The organism is Mesorhizobium sp. Ca11, assembly GCF_020165275.1.
Classification (GTDB): domain Bacteria; phylum Pseudomonadota; class Alphaproteobacteria; order Rhizobiales; family Rhizobiaceae; genus Mesorhizobium.
In genome coordinates, this window is sequence record NZ_JAIUHU010000003.1 from 84,037 (window position 1) to 99,322 (window position 15,286).

Annotated in this window: 16 protein-coding genes; 6 read left to right on the forward strand and 10 right to left on the reverse strand. The window is 63.7% G+C overall.

The features are described 5' to 3' along the window. Positions 1-45: 45 nt before the first annotated feature. On the forward strand, positions 46-672 hold the full coding sequence (locus tag LB538_RS06780; RefSeq protein WP_095766530.1) for a hypothetical protein: 627 nt from the start codon (positions 46-48) through the stop codon (positions 670-672). Positions 673-861: 189 nt separating this feature from the next. Then, positions 862-1,797: a ribose-phosphate pyrophosphokinase gene (locus tag LB538_RS06785; protein WP_095766529.1), complete on the forward strand. Its 936-nt coding sequence runs from the start codon at positions 862-864 to the stop codon at positions 1,795-1,797. Here LB538_RS06785 and LB538_RS06790 read toward each other — a convergent pair whose 3' ends face one another. After that, positions 1,798-2,364, reverse strand: coding sequence for a dihydrofolate reductase family protein (locus tag LB538_RS06790; protein WP_224531177.1), 567 nt, complete (start codon positions 2,362-2,364; stop codon positions 1,798-1,800). Between the two features lie 116 nt (positions 2,365-2,480). Beyond that, positions 2,481-3,350, reverse strand: coding sequence for an AraC family transcriptional regulator (locus LB538_RS06795; protein ID WP_140838663.1), 870 nt, complete (start codon positions 3,348-3,350; stop codon positions 2,481-2,483). A gap of 167 nt (positions 3,351-3,517) precedes the next feature. Between LB538_RS06795 and LB538_RS06800 the strand changes: the two genes are divergently transcribed. After that, complete coding sequence (locus LB538_RS06800; RefSeq protein WP_181174692.1) at positions 3,518-4,747, forward strand: MFS transporter; 1,230 nt, start codon at positions 3,518-3,520, stop codon at positions 4,745-4,747. 152 nt (positions 4,748-4,899) lie between these two features. On the opposite strand, the gene LB538_RS06805 is transcribed toward LB538_RS06800, so the two are convergent. Beyond that, positions 4,900-6,186 (reverse strand): glycosyltransferase, encoded by a 1,287-nt coding sequence (locus LB538_RS06805; RefSeq protein WP_224531176.1) that lies wholly within the window; start codon positions 6,184-6,186, stop codon positions 4,900-4,902. 268 nt (positions 6,187-6,454) lie between these two features. Continuing rightward, positions 6,455-7,312 carry an alpha/beta fold hydrolase gene (locus LB538_RS06810; RefSeq protein WP_224531173.1) on the reverse strand — a complete coding sequence of 286 codons (858 nt, stop codon included), beginning with the start codon at positions 7,310-7,312 and terminating at the stop codon, positions 6,455-6,457. Positions 7,313-7,458: 146 nt separating this feature from the next. On the opposite strand from LB538_RS06810, the gene LB538_RS06815 reads away from it, so the two are divergent. Next, entirely contained in the window at positions 7,459-7,908 is a 450-nt protein-coding gene (locus LB538_RS06815) for a MarR family winged helix-turn-helix transcriptional regulator (protein WP_224531160.1), read from the forward strand. Between the two features lie 39 nt (positions 7,909-7,947). Here the strand turns inward: LB538_RS06815 and LB538_RS06820 are convergent, their stop codons facing one another. The 6 genes from LB538_RS06820 to LB538_RS06845 form a co-directional block, all read right to left on the reverse strand. Then, on the reverse strand, positions 7,948-8,709 hold the full coding sequence (locus LB538_RS06820) for an ABC transporter ATP-binding protein (protein WP_224531157.1): 762 nt from the start codon (positions 8,707-8,709) through the stop codon (positions 7,948-7,950). A 17-nt stretch (positions 8,710-8,726) separates the two neighbouring features. Continuing rightward, entirely contained in the window at positions 8,727-9,722 is a 996-nt protein-coding gene (locus LB538_RS06825; RefSeq protein ID WP_224531144.1) for an ABC transporter substrate-binding protein, read from the reverse strand. 46 nt (positions 9,723-9,768) lie between these two features. Continuing rightward, positions 9,769-10,617 carry an ABC transporter permease gene (locus LB538_RS06830; protein ID WP_224531141.1) on the reverse strand — a complete coding sequence of 283 codons (849 nt, stop codon included), beginning with the start codon at positions 10,615-10,617 and terminating at the stop codon, positions 9,769-9,771. 22 nt (positions 10,618-10,639) lie between these two features. Continuing rightward, the gene (locus LB538_RS06835) at positions 10,640-12,004 is read right to left on the reverse strand and encodes an LLM class flavin-dependent oxidoreductase (RefSeq protein ID WP_224531138.1); all 1,365 of its coding nucleotides are present in this window, start codon (positions 12,002-12,004) and stop codon (positions 10,640-10,642) included. A gap of 36 nt (positions 12,005-12,040) precedes the next feature. Then, the gene (gene msuE / locus LB538_RS06840) at positions 12,041-12,598 is read right to left on the reverse strand and encodes an FMN reductase (RefSeq protein WP_224531135.1); all 558 of its coding nucleotides are present in this window, start codon (positions 12,596-12,598) and stop codon (positions 12,041-12,043) included. Between the two features lie 140 nt (positions 12,599-12,738). Continuing rightward, positions 12,739-13,383 carry a glutathione S-transferase family protein gene (locus LB538_RS06845; RefSeq protein WP_224531132.1) on the reverse strand — a complete coding sequence of 215 codons (645 nt, stop codon included), beginning with the start codon at positions 13,381-13,383 and terminating at the stop codon, positions 12,739-12,741. Between the two features lie 346 nt (positions 13,384-13,729). Between LB538_RS06845 and LB538_RS06850 the strand changes: the two genes are divergently transcribed. Both LB538_RS06850 and pth read left to right on the forward strand, forming a co-directional pair. Further along, positions 13,730-14,371, forward strand: a complete 642-nt coding sequence (locus tag LB538_RS06850) for a 50S ribosomal protein L25/general stress protein Ctc (RefSeq protein ID WP_095766518.1) — start codon at positions 13,730-13,732, stop codon at positions 14,369-14,371. A 111-nt stretch (positions 14,372-14,482) separates the two neighbouring features. Beyond that, positions 14,483-15,205 (forward strand): aminoacyl-tRNA hydrolase, encoded by a 723-nt coding sequence (gene pth / locus LB538_RS06855; protein ID WP_224531129.1) that lies wholly within the window; start codon positions 14,483-14,485, stop codon positions 15,203-15,205. Positions 15,206-15,286: the final 81 nt, after the last annotated feature.

Here is a 15,286-nt window from a genome sequence, read left to right on the forward strand (position 1 = left end):
GTTCGTTCACGCGGGGGCGTTCGCCAGCAGGGAGTTTTCAGGCAAATGAGACGATCGCAGGTGACGACCGTGTCATTGCTTGCGGCGCTGGCGCTTGGCGCCTGCACCAATGCCAAGGACGTGCTCGAACCTTCGGCGATCACCCCGCCTGCGGGCTCGGCCCAGTCCTCGGCCGCTTCGCAGGGCACATCGACGACGGCCACAACCCCGACCACGACCGCGCCCGCCCCTTCGCCCGCGCCTTCCACCACAGCGTCGCCCGCGACATCCAGGACACCGGCCCAGACCGCGGCTGTCGCCAAGACGCGGCTTCAGGTGGCGCCGATCGTCGGCGCGTCCGTGGAGGCTGCGGCGCCCTTGACGGCGGAACTGCAGGCCCGTGCGCGGCAACGCGGCCTGACGCTTGTCGGCAGCACCGACCAAACGGCCACGCATGTGCTGAAAGGCTATTTTTCGACGATGTCCGAGGGCAAGGACACGACCGTCATCTATGTCTGGGACATCTACGACCCCTCCGGCAATCGCCTGCACCGCATCAATGGCCAGCAGAAGGCGCCCGCGGCCGGCAGCGGCGAGGGCTGGCCCACGGTGGCGCCCGCGACCATGCAGGCCATTGCCGACCAGACGATCGACCAGTTCGCCGCCTGGCTCGGCAGCGGCGGCGCCGGTTGACCGGACCAGCGCGGGCCGAACTGTTGCCGGCCAAACTGTTGCCGGCTTGCGATGTTTTCCGTGTTTGTTGCGGCCGCCGGAAGGATTCCCGACGACGAGGCTTGCAATACCGGCCCGGCCCGCTAAAAGCCCGCTTAAAAGGCGCATGAGAGTCTCTCCGGCCTCTCCATCCTTCACCAGGAACGGTGCATGAAGCTTTTCGCGGGCAATTCCAATCGGGTGCTGGCCGAGGCGGTCGCTCGCTATCTCAACGTCCCGCTGGGCAAGGCCAGCGTCAGGCGCTTCGCCGACCAGGAGATCTTCGTCGAGATCCAGGAAAACGTGCGCGGCGAGGATGTCTTCATCCTGCAATCGACCTCTTATCCGACCAACGACCATCTGATGGAACTGCTCATCATGATGGACGCCTTCATGCGCTCCTCGGCGCGGCGCATCACGGCGGTCATCCCCTATTTCGGCTATGCAAGGCAGGACCGCCGCGCCTCGGGCCGCACGCCGATCTCGGCCAAGCTGGTCGCCAATATGATCACCCGCGCCGGCGCCGACCGCGTGCTGACGCTTGATCTCCATGCCGGCCAGATCCAGGGTTTCTTCGACATCCCGACCGACAATCTGTTCTCGGTGCCGGTGATGGCCCGCGACGTGAAGGCCAAGTACAAGCAGCTCGGCAATGTCGTCGTCGTGTCGCCCGACATTGGCGGCGTGGTGCGGGCGCGCGCGCTGGCCAAGCGCTTCGACGCGCAGTTGGCCATTGTCGACAAGCGCCGCGAGCGTCCCGGTGAATCGGAAGTCATGAACATCATCGGCGCGGTTGCCGGCAAGGACTGCCTCCTGATCGACGACATCGTCGATTCCGGCGGCACGCTTTGCAACGCAGCCGACGCGCTGCTGGCCAATGGCGCGACCTCCGTCACCGCCTACATCACCCATGGCGTGCTCTCGGGCGGCGCCGTTGCCCGTATCGCCGGCTCGAAGCTGCAGGAACTGGTGATCACCGATTCCATTCAGCCGACGCAGGGCGTGCTCGATGCCCCGAACATCCGTGTCATTTCGATCGCCGACCTGCTGGGCGAAGCGATCTCGCGCACCGCTACCGAGGAATCGGTCTCGAGCCTGTTCGATTGATCAGAAACTGGTTCCGCGGGGCGCATAGCGCAGCAGCGTGACCCCTTGCGCGAGGCGCTCCGTGCCGAGCGGCTTCAACGCCAGCGACAGGCCGGACTGGAAATAGGGCTTGCCGCCGCCCAGCACGACCGGATGCATGTAAAGCCGGTATTCGTCGATTAGGCCGGCACGCGCAAGGTGCCCGGCAAAGTCGGCGCCGGAGACCGAGATCTCGCCATCTTTATCCGCCTTAAGGGTCCTTGCCACCGCCTCCGCATCGGCCTTCACCAGGCGGGCATTCGGCCCGACCTCCTGAAGCGTGGTCGAAAACACGACCTTCGGCGTCTCCCGCCACGCGCGGGCAAAATCCCGCTCGACCTCCTCAGCCGCGATATCGCGTTCCGGGTTGTCCCAGAAGCGCATGGTTTCATACATTCTGCGCCCGCAGAGCGCGATCGACGTCCGCCTCATCTCGTCGTTGAAATGCCGATGCAATTCTTCCTCGGGAACCGGCAGGTCGATGTCTCCGCTCGGCCCGGCGATGTAGCCGTCCAGCGATGTCAGCATGGCATAGACGAGCGTTGCCATGGGGGCCTCCGATTTTGCGTTTCTCGGAAAAGAAACATAACTGATTGCAAATTGCAATCAGAATTGGCGCCTATGCCGAGAACCGGCACACCGGCTCAATGCCGCCGGGCGCTGTTTCACGCGGCGATCGGACCGCCTGTGCGGCGCGGGTTCTCACCGGCATCGCGCGCCCTGCGCATATAGCCGCGCGGCGATGTGCCGAGCATGCGCTTGAACATGGTGATGAAGGCCGGCACGCTGTCATAGCCGAGATCGAGCGCCACCCTGGTGATCGGCTCGCCGTCGGCGAGCCTTGGCAACGCCGCGAAAAGGCAGGCCTGCTGGCGCCAGGTCGACAGCGACAGCCCGGTCTGGCGATGGAAGGCGCGGGTGAAAGAGCGCCGGCTCATGCCCGCGGCATCCGCCCATTCGTCGATCGTCGCATGCGGCGAAGGGGCCGCCACGAAACGCCGGCAAAGCGCCGCGAGCTTCGGATCGGACGGGAAAGGCAAGCCGAGCGGCCGTTCCGGCAGGTTCGGGATCTCGTGCAGCAGCAGTCCCATGACGAGCGCCGCCCGCCCTTCGAGCTCGCCGCCCTGCGGCAGCTTCTCCGATTCGACGATCAGGCTGTGCATCAGCTCGGTAATGCCGACGACGCGCAAGCTGTCCGGCAGGCCGGCAATGGCGCCCGGCATCACATAGACCGAGCGCATCGAGACGTCGCCCAGCATCTCGACGGAATGCTCGATGCCGGCTGGTATCCACATCGCATGGTCGGGCGGCACCATCCAGCGCCCATGCCTGGTCGTCACCAGGACCACGCCGACCAGCGCGTGCAGCAGCTGGCTGCGGCTGTGGCGGTGCTGCGGCACGTGATAGCCGTCCGGGTATTCGGTCGGCAGCGCGACCGCCGGCCCGACAGCCTGTTCCAGCCATTGCCAGCGGCTTTCATGCAGCCGGCCGAGCTCGGCGGCGTCGCCCTTGAATATCTCCTTGCCATGCGGCATCGATGTGGCCCACTTGCGAAACTATTGGACCAAACCACGAAAGAAGTCGCTTGGCAACGGGCCTATAAGGCCGGCTGCGGTTCGGCCCGCCCAGAGCATGATCCCGAAAAGTGGGAACCGGTTTTCGGAAAAGATCATGCTCCAACAAGAGACTACGGAGCATTGCCTTGACTGATACGACCGCCACCTCCGTCGCCGCACCGGCGCCGGCAAGCAACATCTCGGCGCAAGCGACGGCCTTCACCGTCATTCTTGCGGTGAGCTTCTGCCACTGCGTCAACGACATCATGCAGTCGCTGCTTTCGGCGATCTATCCGCTGCTCAAGGACAATTACGGTCTCGATTTCTGGCAGATCGGCCTCCTGACCTTCACCTTCCAGGTGACGGCCTCGCTGCTGCAGCCGGTGATCGGCATGATCACCGACAAGAAGCCGATGCCCTACTCCTTGCCCTGGGGCATGGCCTCATCGCTGGTCGGCCTGGTGGTGCTCGCCCATGCCGGCCATTACTGGCTGCTGCTGATCGGCGCCTCGCTGATCGGCATCGGCTCGGCGATCTTCCATCCGGAATCCTCGCGTATCGCCCGCTTCGCCTCGGGCGGCCGGTTCGGCCTGGCGCAATCGCTGTTCCAGGTGGGCGGCAATTTCGGCCAGGCCATGGGCCCGCTGCTCGCCGCCTTCATCGTCGTGCCGTTCGGCCAGACCAGCATTTCCTGGTTCGCCGTCGGCTCGCTGATCGGCATCGTCGTTCTGTGGCGGGTCGGCGGCTGGTACAGCCGGCTGCGCGCTTCACTGGCCACCCGCAAGCAGGCTGCCCATGTCTCGCCCTTCGCGCGCAAGAAGGTCATGTGGGCGTTGGCCGTGCTGACGCTGCTGGTGCTGACCAAGAACGCATATATCGCCTCGCTCTCCAGCTACTACACCTTCTACGCCATGCATAAATTCGGCGTTTCGGTGCAGATGAGCCAGGTGATGCTGTTCCTCTTCCTCGGCGCCTCGGCGCTGGGCATCCTGCTCGGCGGCCCCTTCGGCGACCGCTACGGCCAGAAGGCGATGATCTGGTTCTCGATCGTCGGTGTGCTACCCTTCACGCTGGCGCTGCCCTACGCCAATCTGGAATGGACGATGGTGCTTACCGTGCTGATCGGCCTGATCCTGTCGTCGGCCTTCTCCAACATCGTCGTCTTCGCGCAGGAGCTGGTTCCGGGCCGCGTCGGCATGATCGCCGGCATCTTCTTCGGCTTCGCCTTCGGCATGGGCGGCATCGCCGCCGCGGTGCTCGGCGTCGTCGCCGACATGAAGGGCATCGACTTCGTCTACCAGATCTGCTCGTACCTGCCCTTCCTCGGCCTGCTGACGGTGTTCCTGCCCAACATGAAGGAAGCGCGGAAGGCCTGAGCCGATCGGGTCAGCGGCCAAGCTGCCGTTCAACAAAAGATCGCCGCCGGGTTCGGAGCCTCGAAGATTCCGGATCCGGCGGCGGCGTCCCTTGGCGCAACGCTTGCTTTACCCAACAAGCAACTTATTCCCTCGCCGCCCTCGCGACGAGATCAGCTCCTTCTCCTCAAACCCAGGCGTTGCAAAAGGCCGTGAAGAAAGCGACCCCGGCCATCGCCCGGGTTCGCCGCCGGCTGGCGTTGCCGCCTCGGCAGCGCTGCGAACAGCTCGGGAAGCTTTCGGAGCGTCGAACTCCAAAGCAGCGTGTCGAGCTGCGCGATGTCTGCCGAATTCAGCGTCTCCGGTTCGCTTCTGAGCGCCTGGGCAAGCACATCCCGGAAGTCTTCCGGCCTGTCCGCCAGCCGGACATTCGGCCAATGCTGGAATTGCTCGTAGCCGCGCAACGCGAAGGATGTCGCCACGACCGGCTTGCGGTTGTACAGCGCTTCCGCGGTCTTGATATTCGTGCCGCCGCCCTCGACGATCGGAAGCATCACGACGTCCGCAAGCTCGATCAGCGCGCTGAGGTTCGCGCCGTCCTGCATGCCGAGCAGCTCGATCCGGGCATTGTCGGCGCCACGGTGCCGCAGGAATCCGGGATCGTTGCGGATCTGGTCGGCAACGCCGCCAACCACCACAATCCGTTCCGAGGCTGAGAGAAAACCAAGGTCCGGATCCGTCATCTGGAGAAAACCGCGGGCGTTGGGCGGATGGCCCGACCCGACGAACAGCGCCGTGCGCAGGCCGGCGAACCGCGATGCCCAACGATCGAGGCCGACGGGCGTTTCCCGCGGCCATACCCCGTTGGCGGCGACCACCACGCTTGGATTGAGCTTGCGAAAATGGGCTGCATCCTGCTCGCTGACCGCGACCACCAGGTCCGCCTTTGCGGCAAGATCGGACTCGATGTCCGCCGCACGTCGAGCGCTCCAGAGGTCCGTTCCCGCGCCGGCAATCGCGGCCTCTTGCGCCAGCAAGTGCTGTTCGACATTGTGCGAGCTGTAGACGATTGAAAAATTCGCCTCGGGCGAGCACGTTTCAACATACTCACGCAAAGCCGGCCAAAGCCAGCCTTGCTCCACGGCAATGACATCCGGCCTGAAGTCGTCGAGAAATCTTGCGATTTCAAGGCGATGGGAGCTGCTGCGCGCGATGAATTCGGCGGTGGCGACATCGGAACGCCATTTGCGCCTGGCCATCTGCTTGCGAAACCGGCGCGGCATCTCGATGAAAAGATCGCCGGCCTCCATTTCCCGCCTGGCGCCGCGGTTGGGAGTAACGAGGACATGGCGTGTTTCCCATCCACAATCCCGCAGGACCTTGTGGATGGCGTTCGCCCGCAGCTGGCCGCCCTGGACCGGCTGCCGGATCGGATACGTTCCCAGCGAAACATATCTCATCGGATCAGCGTGATGCTGCAATCGCCGGCATCAAGCAGCGATCCTACGACGGCACTCATTTTTTTGCCCCCTTCTTCAGAGGCGACAGTACCATTTTTCGGTGCCGAGTCTGGAGATGATATTGGCGGCCGGGCGCTGACTTCTCGCCGATATCGAAAGGACGGCATAGGGACAATATCGAGCGTCCCCGCCCAACCGCGAAACGATGATCCGTCATCCTTACAGCACCCGCCCGAGGGCGGGTGCTTTCGCGTTTTGGCGGCCAGCCTCAGGCCTTGAAGAAGGCCAGCAGGTCGGCGTTGATGACATCCGCATGGGTCGTTGCCATACCGTGCGGGAAACCCTTGTAGATCTTGAGCTCGCCCTTCTTGAGCAGCTTGATCGAGAGGAGCGCGGAGTCGGCGATCGGGACGATCTGGTCATCGTCGCCATGCATGACCAGCACCGGCACGTCGATTTTCTTCAGGTCCTCGGTGAAGTCTGTTTCTGAGAAGGCCTTGATGCAGTCGTAATGCGCCTTGGCGCCGCCCATCATGCCCTGGCGCCACCAATTGTCGATGACACCTTCGGAAGCCTGGGCGCCGGGACGGTTGAAGCCGTAGAACGGGCCGGCCGGCACGTCGTGGAAGAACTGTGCCCGGTTGGCCGCCAGCGCCGCGCGGAAACCGTCGAACACCTCGATCGGCAGGCCGCCGGGATTGGCCGGCGTCTTCAACATGATCGGCGGCACCGCGCCGATCAGCACGGCCTTGGCGACGCGGCCTCCGCCGCCATGTTGCGCGACATAGCGCGCGACCTCGCCGCCGCCTGTCGAATGACCGACGTGGATGGCATCCTTGAGGTCGAGATGTTCCGCGAGCGCCGCCACATCCGCGGCATAGGTGTCCATCTCGTTGCCGGTATCGGTCTGGCTGGACCTGCCATGGCCGCGCCGGTCATGGGCGATGACGCGGTAGCCCTGTGCCAGGAAGAACAGCATCTGAGCGTCCCAGTCGTCGCTGCTCAGCGGCCAGCCATGGTGGAAGACGACCGGCTGGCCAGTCCCCCAGTCCTTGTAGAAGATCTGTGTTCCGTCCTTCGTGGTGATCGTGCCGCTGCCCGAACCCGACTTGGTCTGCGAGGTCATCTCAATCTCCTTATATTAGCGCGATAAACAATATTCGCGATAACCATCTCGTAAATGAAGATCGAGAGCCTTGTCCACGAAAAAATGTATCGCGATACCATTTCCCGTGATACATAAAGGATGCTCAGTCGGCAAAGGAATGCGCCGTGCCTCTCCCGTTGGACAATCAGCTCTGCTTCACCCTCTACGCCACCAGCATGGCGATCAACCGCACCTACAAGCCGATGCTGGACGAGATGGGGATCACCTATCCGCAATATCTCGTGCTCAATGCGCTGGGAGAGACGGACGGCATGTCGGTGGGCAGCATCGCGCATCGGCTGGCCCTCGAATCGAGCACCATCACGCCGCTTGTGAAACGCATGGAACAGGCAGGACTTGTCACCCGCCAGCGCAGCCAGACCGACGAGCGCCAGGTGCAGGTCGATCTCACCGCCGCCGGACGTGCTCTGCTCGTCCGGTGCAATTGCCTGAACGAGACCCTGATCGAGCGCTCAGGCATGACGCTGGCTGAACTCGATGCTCTGAACCGGCAAATCCAGGCCTTGCGCAATGCTTTAAGCGGCGGCCAGATGGTGGACACCGCCGAAGGCTAATTGAGATCAAGATCGAGCCGGCATCACCTGAATATCAACCTAGTGCAGGCCGAACTCGCGTAGCAACTCCTCGCGATAGCGCACGAAGCGGCTTTCGCTGCGCTCGCGCGGCCGCGGTAGGTTGACATCGATCAGTCGCGCCGCGCCGCCTTTCTCCCTGGGCAGGATCAGCACCCTGTCGGCAAGATAGATCGCCTCTTCAAGGTCATGGGTCACCATGACCATGGTGACATTCTCCTCGCTCCAGATGCGCGCCAGCTCCTCCTGCATGGAGATCTTGGTCATGGCGTCGAGCGCCCCGAGCGGCTCGTCGAGCAGCAGGATTTCCGGCTGCACCGTCAGTGCCCTGGCGATGCCGACGCGCTGCGCCATGCCGCCGGAGAGCTGCCTGGGATACGCATCGCTGAATTCGGCAAGGCCGACCAGGGCGACATAGAAACGCGCCCGCTTCTCGGCCTCCGCCTTGGCAATGCCGCGCACTTCGAGACCGAAGGCGACATTGCCGAGCACAGTCAGCCAGGGCAGCAGCCGCGGCTCCTGGAAAATTACCGCTCGCTCTTCGCCGACGCCCTCAATCCGCTTGCCGTCGATCGCGACGGCGCCGCCATCGGCCCGCTCCAGCCCGGCAAGGATGCGCAGCAGCGTCGTCTTGCCGGAACCGCTTGCGCCGACAATGACCAGGCATTCGCCGGAGCGGATATCGAGATTGAGCGAGCGCAGCACGGCAAGCTGCCGCCCGCCGAGTGCGAAGGATTTCGACAGGTCGCGGATCGTGACATCGCCGCCGCGTGCCGTGGGCATGGTTTGCGTCTCCGTGCTCAATTGGTCTTGGTTTCGCCGAGACGGTAGAGAATGTCGGAAGCCTTGAGCTTGCCTTTCGGCAGCCGGCCGTCGCGCTCGAGGATATTCACCCAGAACTCGACGTCGCGGTCGGTCACCGCCGCCTTCTCGCGCAGGCCGAAGCCGGTCCAGTAGCGCGCCAGCTCGCCATTCTCGCCACGTCTGTTGAGAATGTCGGCGAGCAGCTTGCGCGTCTCGTCCGGATTTTGCCGCGACCAGTCCGACGCGCGCGCCGACTGTTCGACGAAGTTGCGGGCCGCATCCGGATTCGCCGTGATGAAATCACGACGCAGCACGACGAAGCCACCGGCGATTTCGCCGAGCACGTCGGTATCGTTGAAGACGCCGCGCACACCGCCATTGCTGACCAGTTGGCCGGCAAACGTCGCTTGCCAATAACCCAGCCCGGCAATATCGACCTGACGCGAGCGCAAGGTCTGTTCGAGCTGCGGCCCGGGCACCACCACCAGCTTGGCCGCGTCCGGCGGCAGGCCAACGCTGTGCAGCGCCTCGCGCACCGTATAGTCGAGATGGGCGCCGAGCGTGTTGACCGCGATCGTCTTGCCGGCAATGTCGGCGATCGATTTGATCGGACTGTCTTCCAGCACGTAGAAGACACTCTTCACGTCCTTGTTGATGCCGTTGCTGGGATAAGCCGCGACGAAGTCGTTGCCGCCGGCGATAGAGTTGATCACCGCCGGCGTGGCTGCCGAGCCCAGGTCGACGCTGCCGGACGCGAGCGCGAACAGCGATTCCGGGCCGCCCGCGGCATAGCCGACATTTTCGAGCTCGATGCCGAGGCCCTTGAAATAGCCGAGCGCGTCGGCCAGCTCATGCGGGGAGATGCTGCCGCGGCTGGTGAGATAGCGGATCTTGATGGATGCGGCTTGCGCCATTGCGATCGACGGCAGGCCGGCGAGAATGCCGGCAGCAAGCGGAGCGCGCAGGAGAAGCGAACGGCGGGTGATGCTCATGATCAAGCCTTTCGTTGTTTTGGAATGACGGTGAAGGTTTGGCTGCTTAGCCGGCTGAAACATTCCAACGACACAGCCGCCGCTGCAGGACGACCAGCACCTGGTTGGCGATCAGGCCGAGTGCCGCCAGGATGACGATCGCCGCGAACATCAGCGGAATCTGGAAATTGTACTGCGCATTCATCACCTGGAAGCCGATGCCCTTGTTGGCACCGATCATCTCCGAGGCGATCAAAAGCAGCAGCGCGGTCGTGGCGCCGAGCCGCAACCCGACGAAGATCGACGGCACCGCGCCCGGCAGCACCACGCGGCGGAAAATCGTCAGCCGCCGGGCGCCATAGGCGCGCGCCATTTCGAGCAGCTTCGGGTCGACCTCCTTGACGCCGCTGATGGTGTTGAGCAGCAGCGGAAACAGCGTCGCCCAGAAGATGACGAACACTTTCGAAGCTTCACCCAGTCCCAGAAGCAGGATGAACACCGGGTAGAGCGCCAGCGCCGAGGTCTGACGGAACAGCTGCAGGATCGGGTCGAGCGCGGTCTCCACGGCACGCGCCTGGCCCATGACCAGGCCAAGCGGAATGGCGACGACGACGGCCGCCGCGAATGCAAGGCCGGCACGCTGCAGGCTGATGGCTATGTCGCCGAGCAGGCTGCCGCCAATGAGGCCCTTCCAGAGCGCCGCGACGATCGTGTCGACCGGCGGCAGCACGGCCGAATTGACCCAGCCGCTGCTCGCCGCCACCTGCCAGAACACCAGGAAGCCGAGCAGCACGCCATAACGCGACAGGATTCGCGCCGAAGTCCGCGTCAGGAGGCGCAGCGGCTCCATGCCGGTGCCGCTGCCACCCTCATGCCGGCCGATACCGACCGTCTTTTCGATATGCTGCAAAGTCATCGTCTTGCTCTCGCGTCGGGAATCATTCGGCGGCGAGCACGGTCGAGCGCGCGGCCGTCCACGGATTCTGCGGTCGCCTCAGGCCAAGATTTTCGCGCAGCGTCCTGCCCTCATAAGCGGTGCGGAACAGGCCGCGACGCTGCAGCTCCGGGATTACCAGGTCTACGAAGTCGTCGAGCGCGCCGGGCAGCCATGGCGGCAGGATGTTGAAGCCGTCGGCGGCCTCGCTCGTGAACCATTCCTCCAGTTGATCGGCGACCTGGGCGGCACTGCCGATCACCGTGTAATGGCCGCGCGCGGTCGCAACCCACTGATAGAGCTGGCGGATCGTGAAATTATGCTCGTCCGCGATCTGGCGGATCAGCGCCTGGCGGCTCTTCATGCCTTCGGTCTCCCTGCTCGGCGGCAGCGGGCCGTCGAGCGGATAGTCCCTGAGGTCGAGCGTCTGGCCGGCAAGCCCGTTGAGCAGCGCCACGCCGTCCTCCGGCAGGATCAGGTCGTTCAGCTGCTGGTATTTGGCACGGGCCTCTTCCTCGGTGCGGCCGACGAAGGGCGCCACGCCCGGCATGATAAGCACCTGCGCCGGATCGCGCCCGGCCTCTGCGACGCGCGCCTTGATGTCGCGATAGAACTCCTGCGCCGAGGCAAGGTTCTGATGCGCGGTGAATATCACCTCGGCCGATGCCGCCGCGAGTCCGCGACCGTCCTCCGACTGTCCCGCCTGCACGACCACCGGATGACCCTGCACCGGACGCGGCACGTTGAGCGGCCCCTTGACGCTGAAATGCGCGCCCTTGTGGTTCACGTCATGCAGCTTGTCCTTGTCGTAGAAACGGCCCGTCTTCTTGTCGCGGATGAAGGCGTCGTCTTCCCAGCTGTCCCACAGCGCCTTGACCGTTTCGACATGCTCATGCGCCCGCGCATAGCGCTCGGCATGATTGGGCTGGACGTCACGATTGAAGTTGCGCGCCGTGTCGTCGCCGGCCGACGTCACCACGTTCCAGCCGGCGCGCCCGTTCGACAAAAGATCGAGCGAGGCGAATTTGCGCGCGAGCGTGTAGGGTTCTTCATAGGTGGTCGAGGCGGTGGCGATGAAGCCGATATGCGTGGTCAACGGCGCCAGCGCGGCAAACAATGTCACCGGCTCGAAACCGGCGATCTTGGCGTTGCCGCCTTCACGGGCGCCGAGGCCGATGGTGAGATTGTCAGCCAGGAAATAGGCGTCGAACAGACCCCGCTCGGCGGTCAGTGCGAGTTGCTTGTGGAACTGGAAATTGGTCGCGCCATCGGCCGGCGCGTCCGGATGGCGCCAAGCCGCGACGTGCTGGCCGCCGCCGGGCAGAAAGGCGCCGAGCTTGATCTGTCTGGATGTGCTGGAGCTGGTCATGGGCTGATCCTTCGGGTCCAAAACGACTGCCTGAATTCAGGCGGCGAGGCCGACGCTGCGAGTTTCGCCAACGATGCGCAAAACCTCGGCAACGGCCTGGCGGGCGCGGGCTTGGGTGGCTTCCGACACCAGCACGCCGTCGGTGAAATCCTTATCGGAAGCGTAGATCGCGGTCGGGATGGTGAGCGCTTCGAAGAATCCGAACAGCGGCCGCAGCTGATGCTCGACGATCAGCGAATGGCGCTCGCCGCCGCCCGTGGCAACGAGAATGATCGGCTTGCCGCGCAGCGACGACGGATCGAGCAGATCGAACAAGTGCTTGAAAAGTCCGGTATAGCTGCCTTTGAAGGTCGGCGACCCCACCACCAGAACGTCGGCGCCGAGCAACTGCTCGACGATATTGCGCGCCGTTTGATCGAGATCGGAAATGCGCCGTGCCGACGGGAACGATAGACCGAGATCTTCAATGTCATGGACCGCCGAGGCCGCCCCAATGCGGCCAGCCGCTTCGTCCGCGATCTGCGTGACAAATGCCTTGGTCTTTGACGGACGGGTCAGATTGCCGGAAAATCCAACCACCAGCTTCTTTGTCATGTTCGGGCTCTCCTCGCAGGCGCTTCTTCATTAAGACTACAGATTTGGTAGAATTAAATGAGCGAGAAGATTTCAAAACGCGCCGCGCAAACGGATTGAGTTTGCGCGGGAGAAGCGTTGATTGGTTCAGCCCATGCGGGTCAGGCCTCGACCTTGACCGGAGCCAGTGGAGGCGCCTGAAGACCCTGGAACGGGTCGCGCCAGGCATCGATCGCCTCGAGCCGGCCATACCAGCGGCGGATAGACGGGTAGTCGTCGAGCGGCAATCGGGCGGCATCGTTGAAAGGCAGGAACGTCGCCATGCGGAAGTCGGCATAGGAGACGGAATTGCCGACCAGCCAATCGCGTCCGGCAAGCTCTGGCTCAAGGATCGCGGCGGCGGCGTGGAACTGCCTCAATCCCTCCTCGACCAGCGCTTGATCGATCGGACCGAGCCCATAGCGCTGCTTGGTCCCACGCTCGAAATGCACCATGTCGCAAGCGAAAGCGAACCGTTCCTTGCCCCAGCTGATCCAGCGGATCATGTCCGGCTCGTCCTGCCCGCCGCGCCAGAAATCCGAATGCGTCTCGCGCGAAAGCCGGCAGGCGATGGCGTCGGCCTCCCACAGGCTCCATCCCGGCCCGACCAGGATCGGCAAGGTCAGATTGGGGTTGAGCGCGCGATAGCGTTCGGCCTGCCCCGGCGCCATGGGCGATGCGAACTCGAACGCGATCTCCGCCTTGAGATGGCGCGCCGTCGCGACCGCGAGGCGAGGATTGGGATTGCGGCTGAACAGAAGCTTCATATTGGTCCCCATGGATTTGGCCACATGCCCGCAGGACGGCTGAGAACTGCGCGTTCCTACATTTGCCGCAAATCGGATTTCCGGTTTATCCTTTCGGCACCGGAAACCGCCCGCAACCCGCCCGGCCAACCGCTTGCACCCTTGCCCGCCTTCCGCTATAGAGCCGCCACCCGCGTAGACACCCTTGGAGGCAACGCGGAGGAAGGCCGGCCGGGCCTGCATGATCCCCAAGACGCTTTTGGATCGCCAAACGCATCGACAGATCGTGCAAGGCCGCGACGGCTTTCGACGTTTACGGACGGGTTTGCCGGCCGCGAACGCTCCACAACACGCGAAAGGAAATGCCATGAGCCACGATGCTTATGAGCTGAAAGCCGAAGCGCGCGAACAGGTCGGTAAGGGGTCCGCCCGTGCAGTTCGTCGCGACGGTAAAGTGCCTGCAGTTATCTATGGCGACAAGCAGCCTCCCCTGGCGATTGCGCTCAACTACAAGGACATCTTCTACAAGATCCATGGCGGCGGGTTCCTGACCACGATCGCCACGATCGATGTCGACGGCAAGAAGATCCAGGTCCTGCCGAAGGATTTCCAGCTCGACCCGGTCAAGGATTTTCCTGTCCATGTCGACTTCCTGCGCATCGGCAAGGACACCGAAGTCAATGTCGACGTGCCTGTCCACTTCATCAATGAAGACAAGTCGCCAGGCATCAAGCGCGGCGGCGTGCTCAACATCGTTCGTCACGAAGTCGAGTTCCACTGCCCGGCCAACGCGATCCCGGAGTTCATCACCGTCGATCTCACCGGCACCGACATCGGCGATTCGATCCATATCTCGGCGGTCAAGCTGCCGGCCGGCGTCAAGCCGGTCATCTCCGATCGCGATTTCACCATCGCGACCGTTGCCGGCTCGTCGGCGATGAAGCCGGAGACGGAAGCGACCACGGAAGCTGTGGAAGAGACGGCGGCCCCGGAGGCCGAAGAGAAGTAATTCTCCGAGCCGGATGATTTCATCCGGCTCTAAACCAAAGAAATAGAGCATGATGTTTTCCGAAAACCGCTTCCCACTTTTCGGCATCGTGCTCTAAGTCTGGAGGCGGCGATGCTTGTCTTTGCAGGCCTCGGCAATCCGGGCGCGAAATACGAAAACAACCGGCACAATGTCGGCTTCATGGCGGCGGACGCGATTGCCCGCCGCCATTCCTTTTCGCCCTGGTCGAGAAAATTCCAGGGCCTGATCTCAGAAGGCACGCTCGGCGGCGAGAAGATCCTGCTGATCAAGCCGCAGACCTTCATGAATCTCTCCGGACAGTCGGTCGGCGAAGCGCTGCGCTTCTACAAGCTCGAACCATCCGCCCTCACCGTCTTCTACGACGAGATCGACCTTGCTGCCGGCAAGCTCCGGGTCAAGGTTGGCGGCGGCTCCGGCGGCCATAACGGCATCCGCTCGCTCGACCAGCATGTCGGCAACGCCTATCGCCGGGTGCGCATCGGCGTCGGCCATCCCGGCGTCAAGGAGATGGTGCACGGCCATGTGCTTGGCGATTTCGCCAAGGCCGACCGCGAGTGGCTCGATGTCCTGCTGGACGCAATCGCCGACGCTGCCGGCTTGCTCGCCAAGGGCGACGACAGCTCGTTCATGAACCGGGTCACGCTCGCCTTGCGCGACAAGCTTGTGCCGACCGGCGACGACGACCGCCCGCCGCCCAAGGCGCCGAAGCAGCAAAGCCATGTCCGCCAGGCGCGCCCGCAGCAGCCGGCGGCAAAGCTTCCAGAAAGCGGCCCGATGGCTGCCATGCTGAAGAAGCTCTTTGGCAAGGACTAAAGCATGTCTCCCGAAAGTGGGAACCGGTTTCGGGGTAAAGACATGCGCAAAATCAAAAGACTAAAGCGCAGGGAGCGAATC

What these genes read in the sequence shown, in the direction of transcription:
- LB538_RS06830 (WP_224531141.1), bottom strand. Translation starts at nt 10,617, where the DNA reads ATGACTTTGCAGCATATCGAAAAGACGGTCGGTATCGGCCGGCATGAG.
- LB538_RS06835 (WP_224531138.1), bottom strand. Translation starts at nt 12,004, where the DNA reads ATGACCAGCTCCAGCACATCCAGACAGATCAAGCTCGGCGCCTTTCTG.
- LB538_RS06810 (WP_224531173.1), bottom strand. Translation starts at nt 7,312, where the DNA reads ATGACCTCGCAGACCAAGTCGGGTTCGGGCAGCGGCACGATCACCACG.
- LB538_RS06805 (WP_224531176.1), bottom strand. Translation starts at nt 6,186, where the DNA reads ATGAGATATGTTTCGCTGGGAACGTATCCGATCCGGCAGCCGGTCCAG.
- msuE (WP_224531135.1), bottom strand. Translation starts at nt 12,598, where the DNA reads ATGACAAAGAAGCTGGTGGTTGGATTTTCCGGCAATCTGACCCGTCCG.
- LB538_RS06845 (WP_224531132.1), bottom strand. Translation starts at nt 13,383, where the DNA reads ATGAAGCTTCTGTTCAGCCGCAATCCCAATCCTCGCCTCGCGGTCGCG.
- pth (WP_224531129.1), top strand. Translation starts at nt 14,483, where the DNA reads ATGCTTGTCTTTGCAGGCCTCGGCAATCCGGGCGCGAAATACGAAAAC.
- LB538_RS06785 (WP_095766529.1), top strand. Translation starts at nt 862, where the DNA reads ATGAAGCTTTTCGCGGGCAATTCCAATCGGGTGCTGGCCGAGGCGGTC.
- LB538_RS06780 (WP_095766530.1), top strand. Translation starts at nt 46, where the DNA reads ATGAGACGATCGCAGGTGACGACCGTGTCATTGCTTGCGGCGCTGGCG.
- LB538_RS06825 (WP_224531144.1), bottom strand. Translation starts at nt 9,722, where the DNA reads ATGAGCATCACCCGCCGTTCGCTTCTCCTGCGCGCTCCGCTTGCTGCC.
- LB538_RS06795 (WP_140838663.1), bottom strand. Translation starts at nt 3,350, where the DNA reads ATGCCGCATGGCAAGGAGATATTCAAGGGCGACGCCGCCGAGCTCGGC.
- LB538_RS06790 (WP_224531177.1), bottom strand. Translation starts at nt 2,364, where the DNA reads ATGGCAACGCTCGTCTATGCCATGCTGACATCGCTGGACGGCTACATC.
- LB538_RS06820 (WP_224531157.1), bottom strand. Translation starts at nt 8,709, where the DNA reads ATGCCCACGGCACGCGGCGGCGATGTCACGATCCGCGACCTGTCGAAA.
- LB538_RS06850 (WP_095766518.1), top strand. Translation starts at nt 13,730, where the DNA reads ATGAGCCACGATGCTTATGAGCTGAAAGCCGAAGCGCGCGAACAGGTC.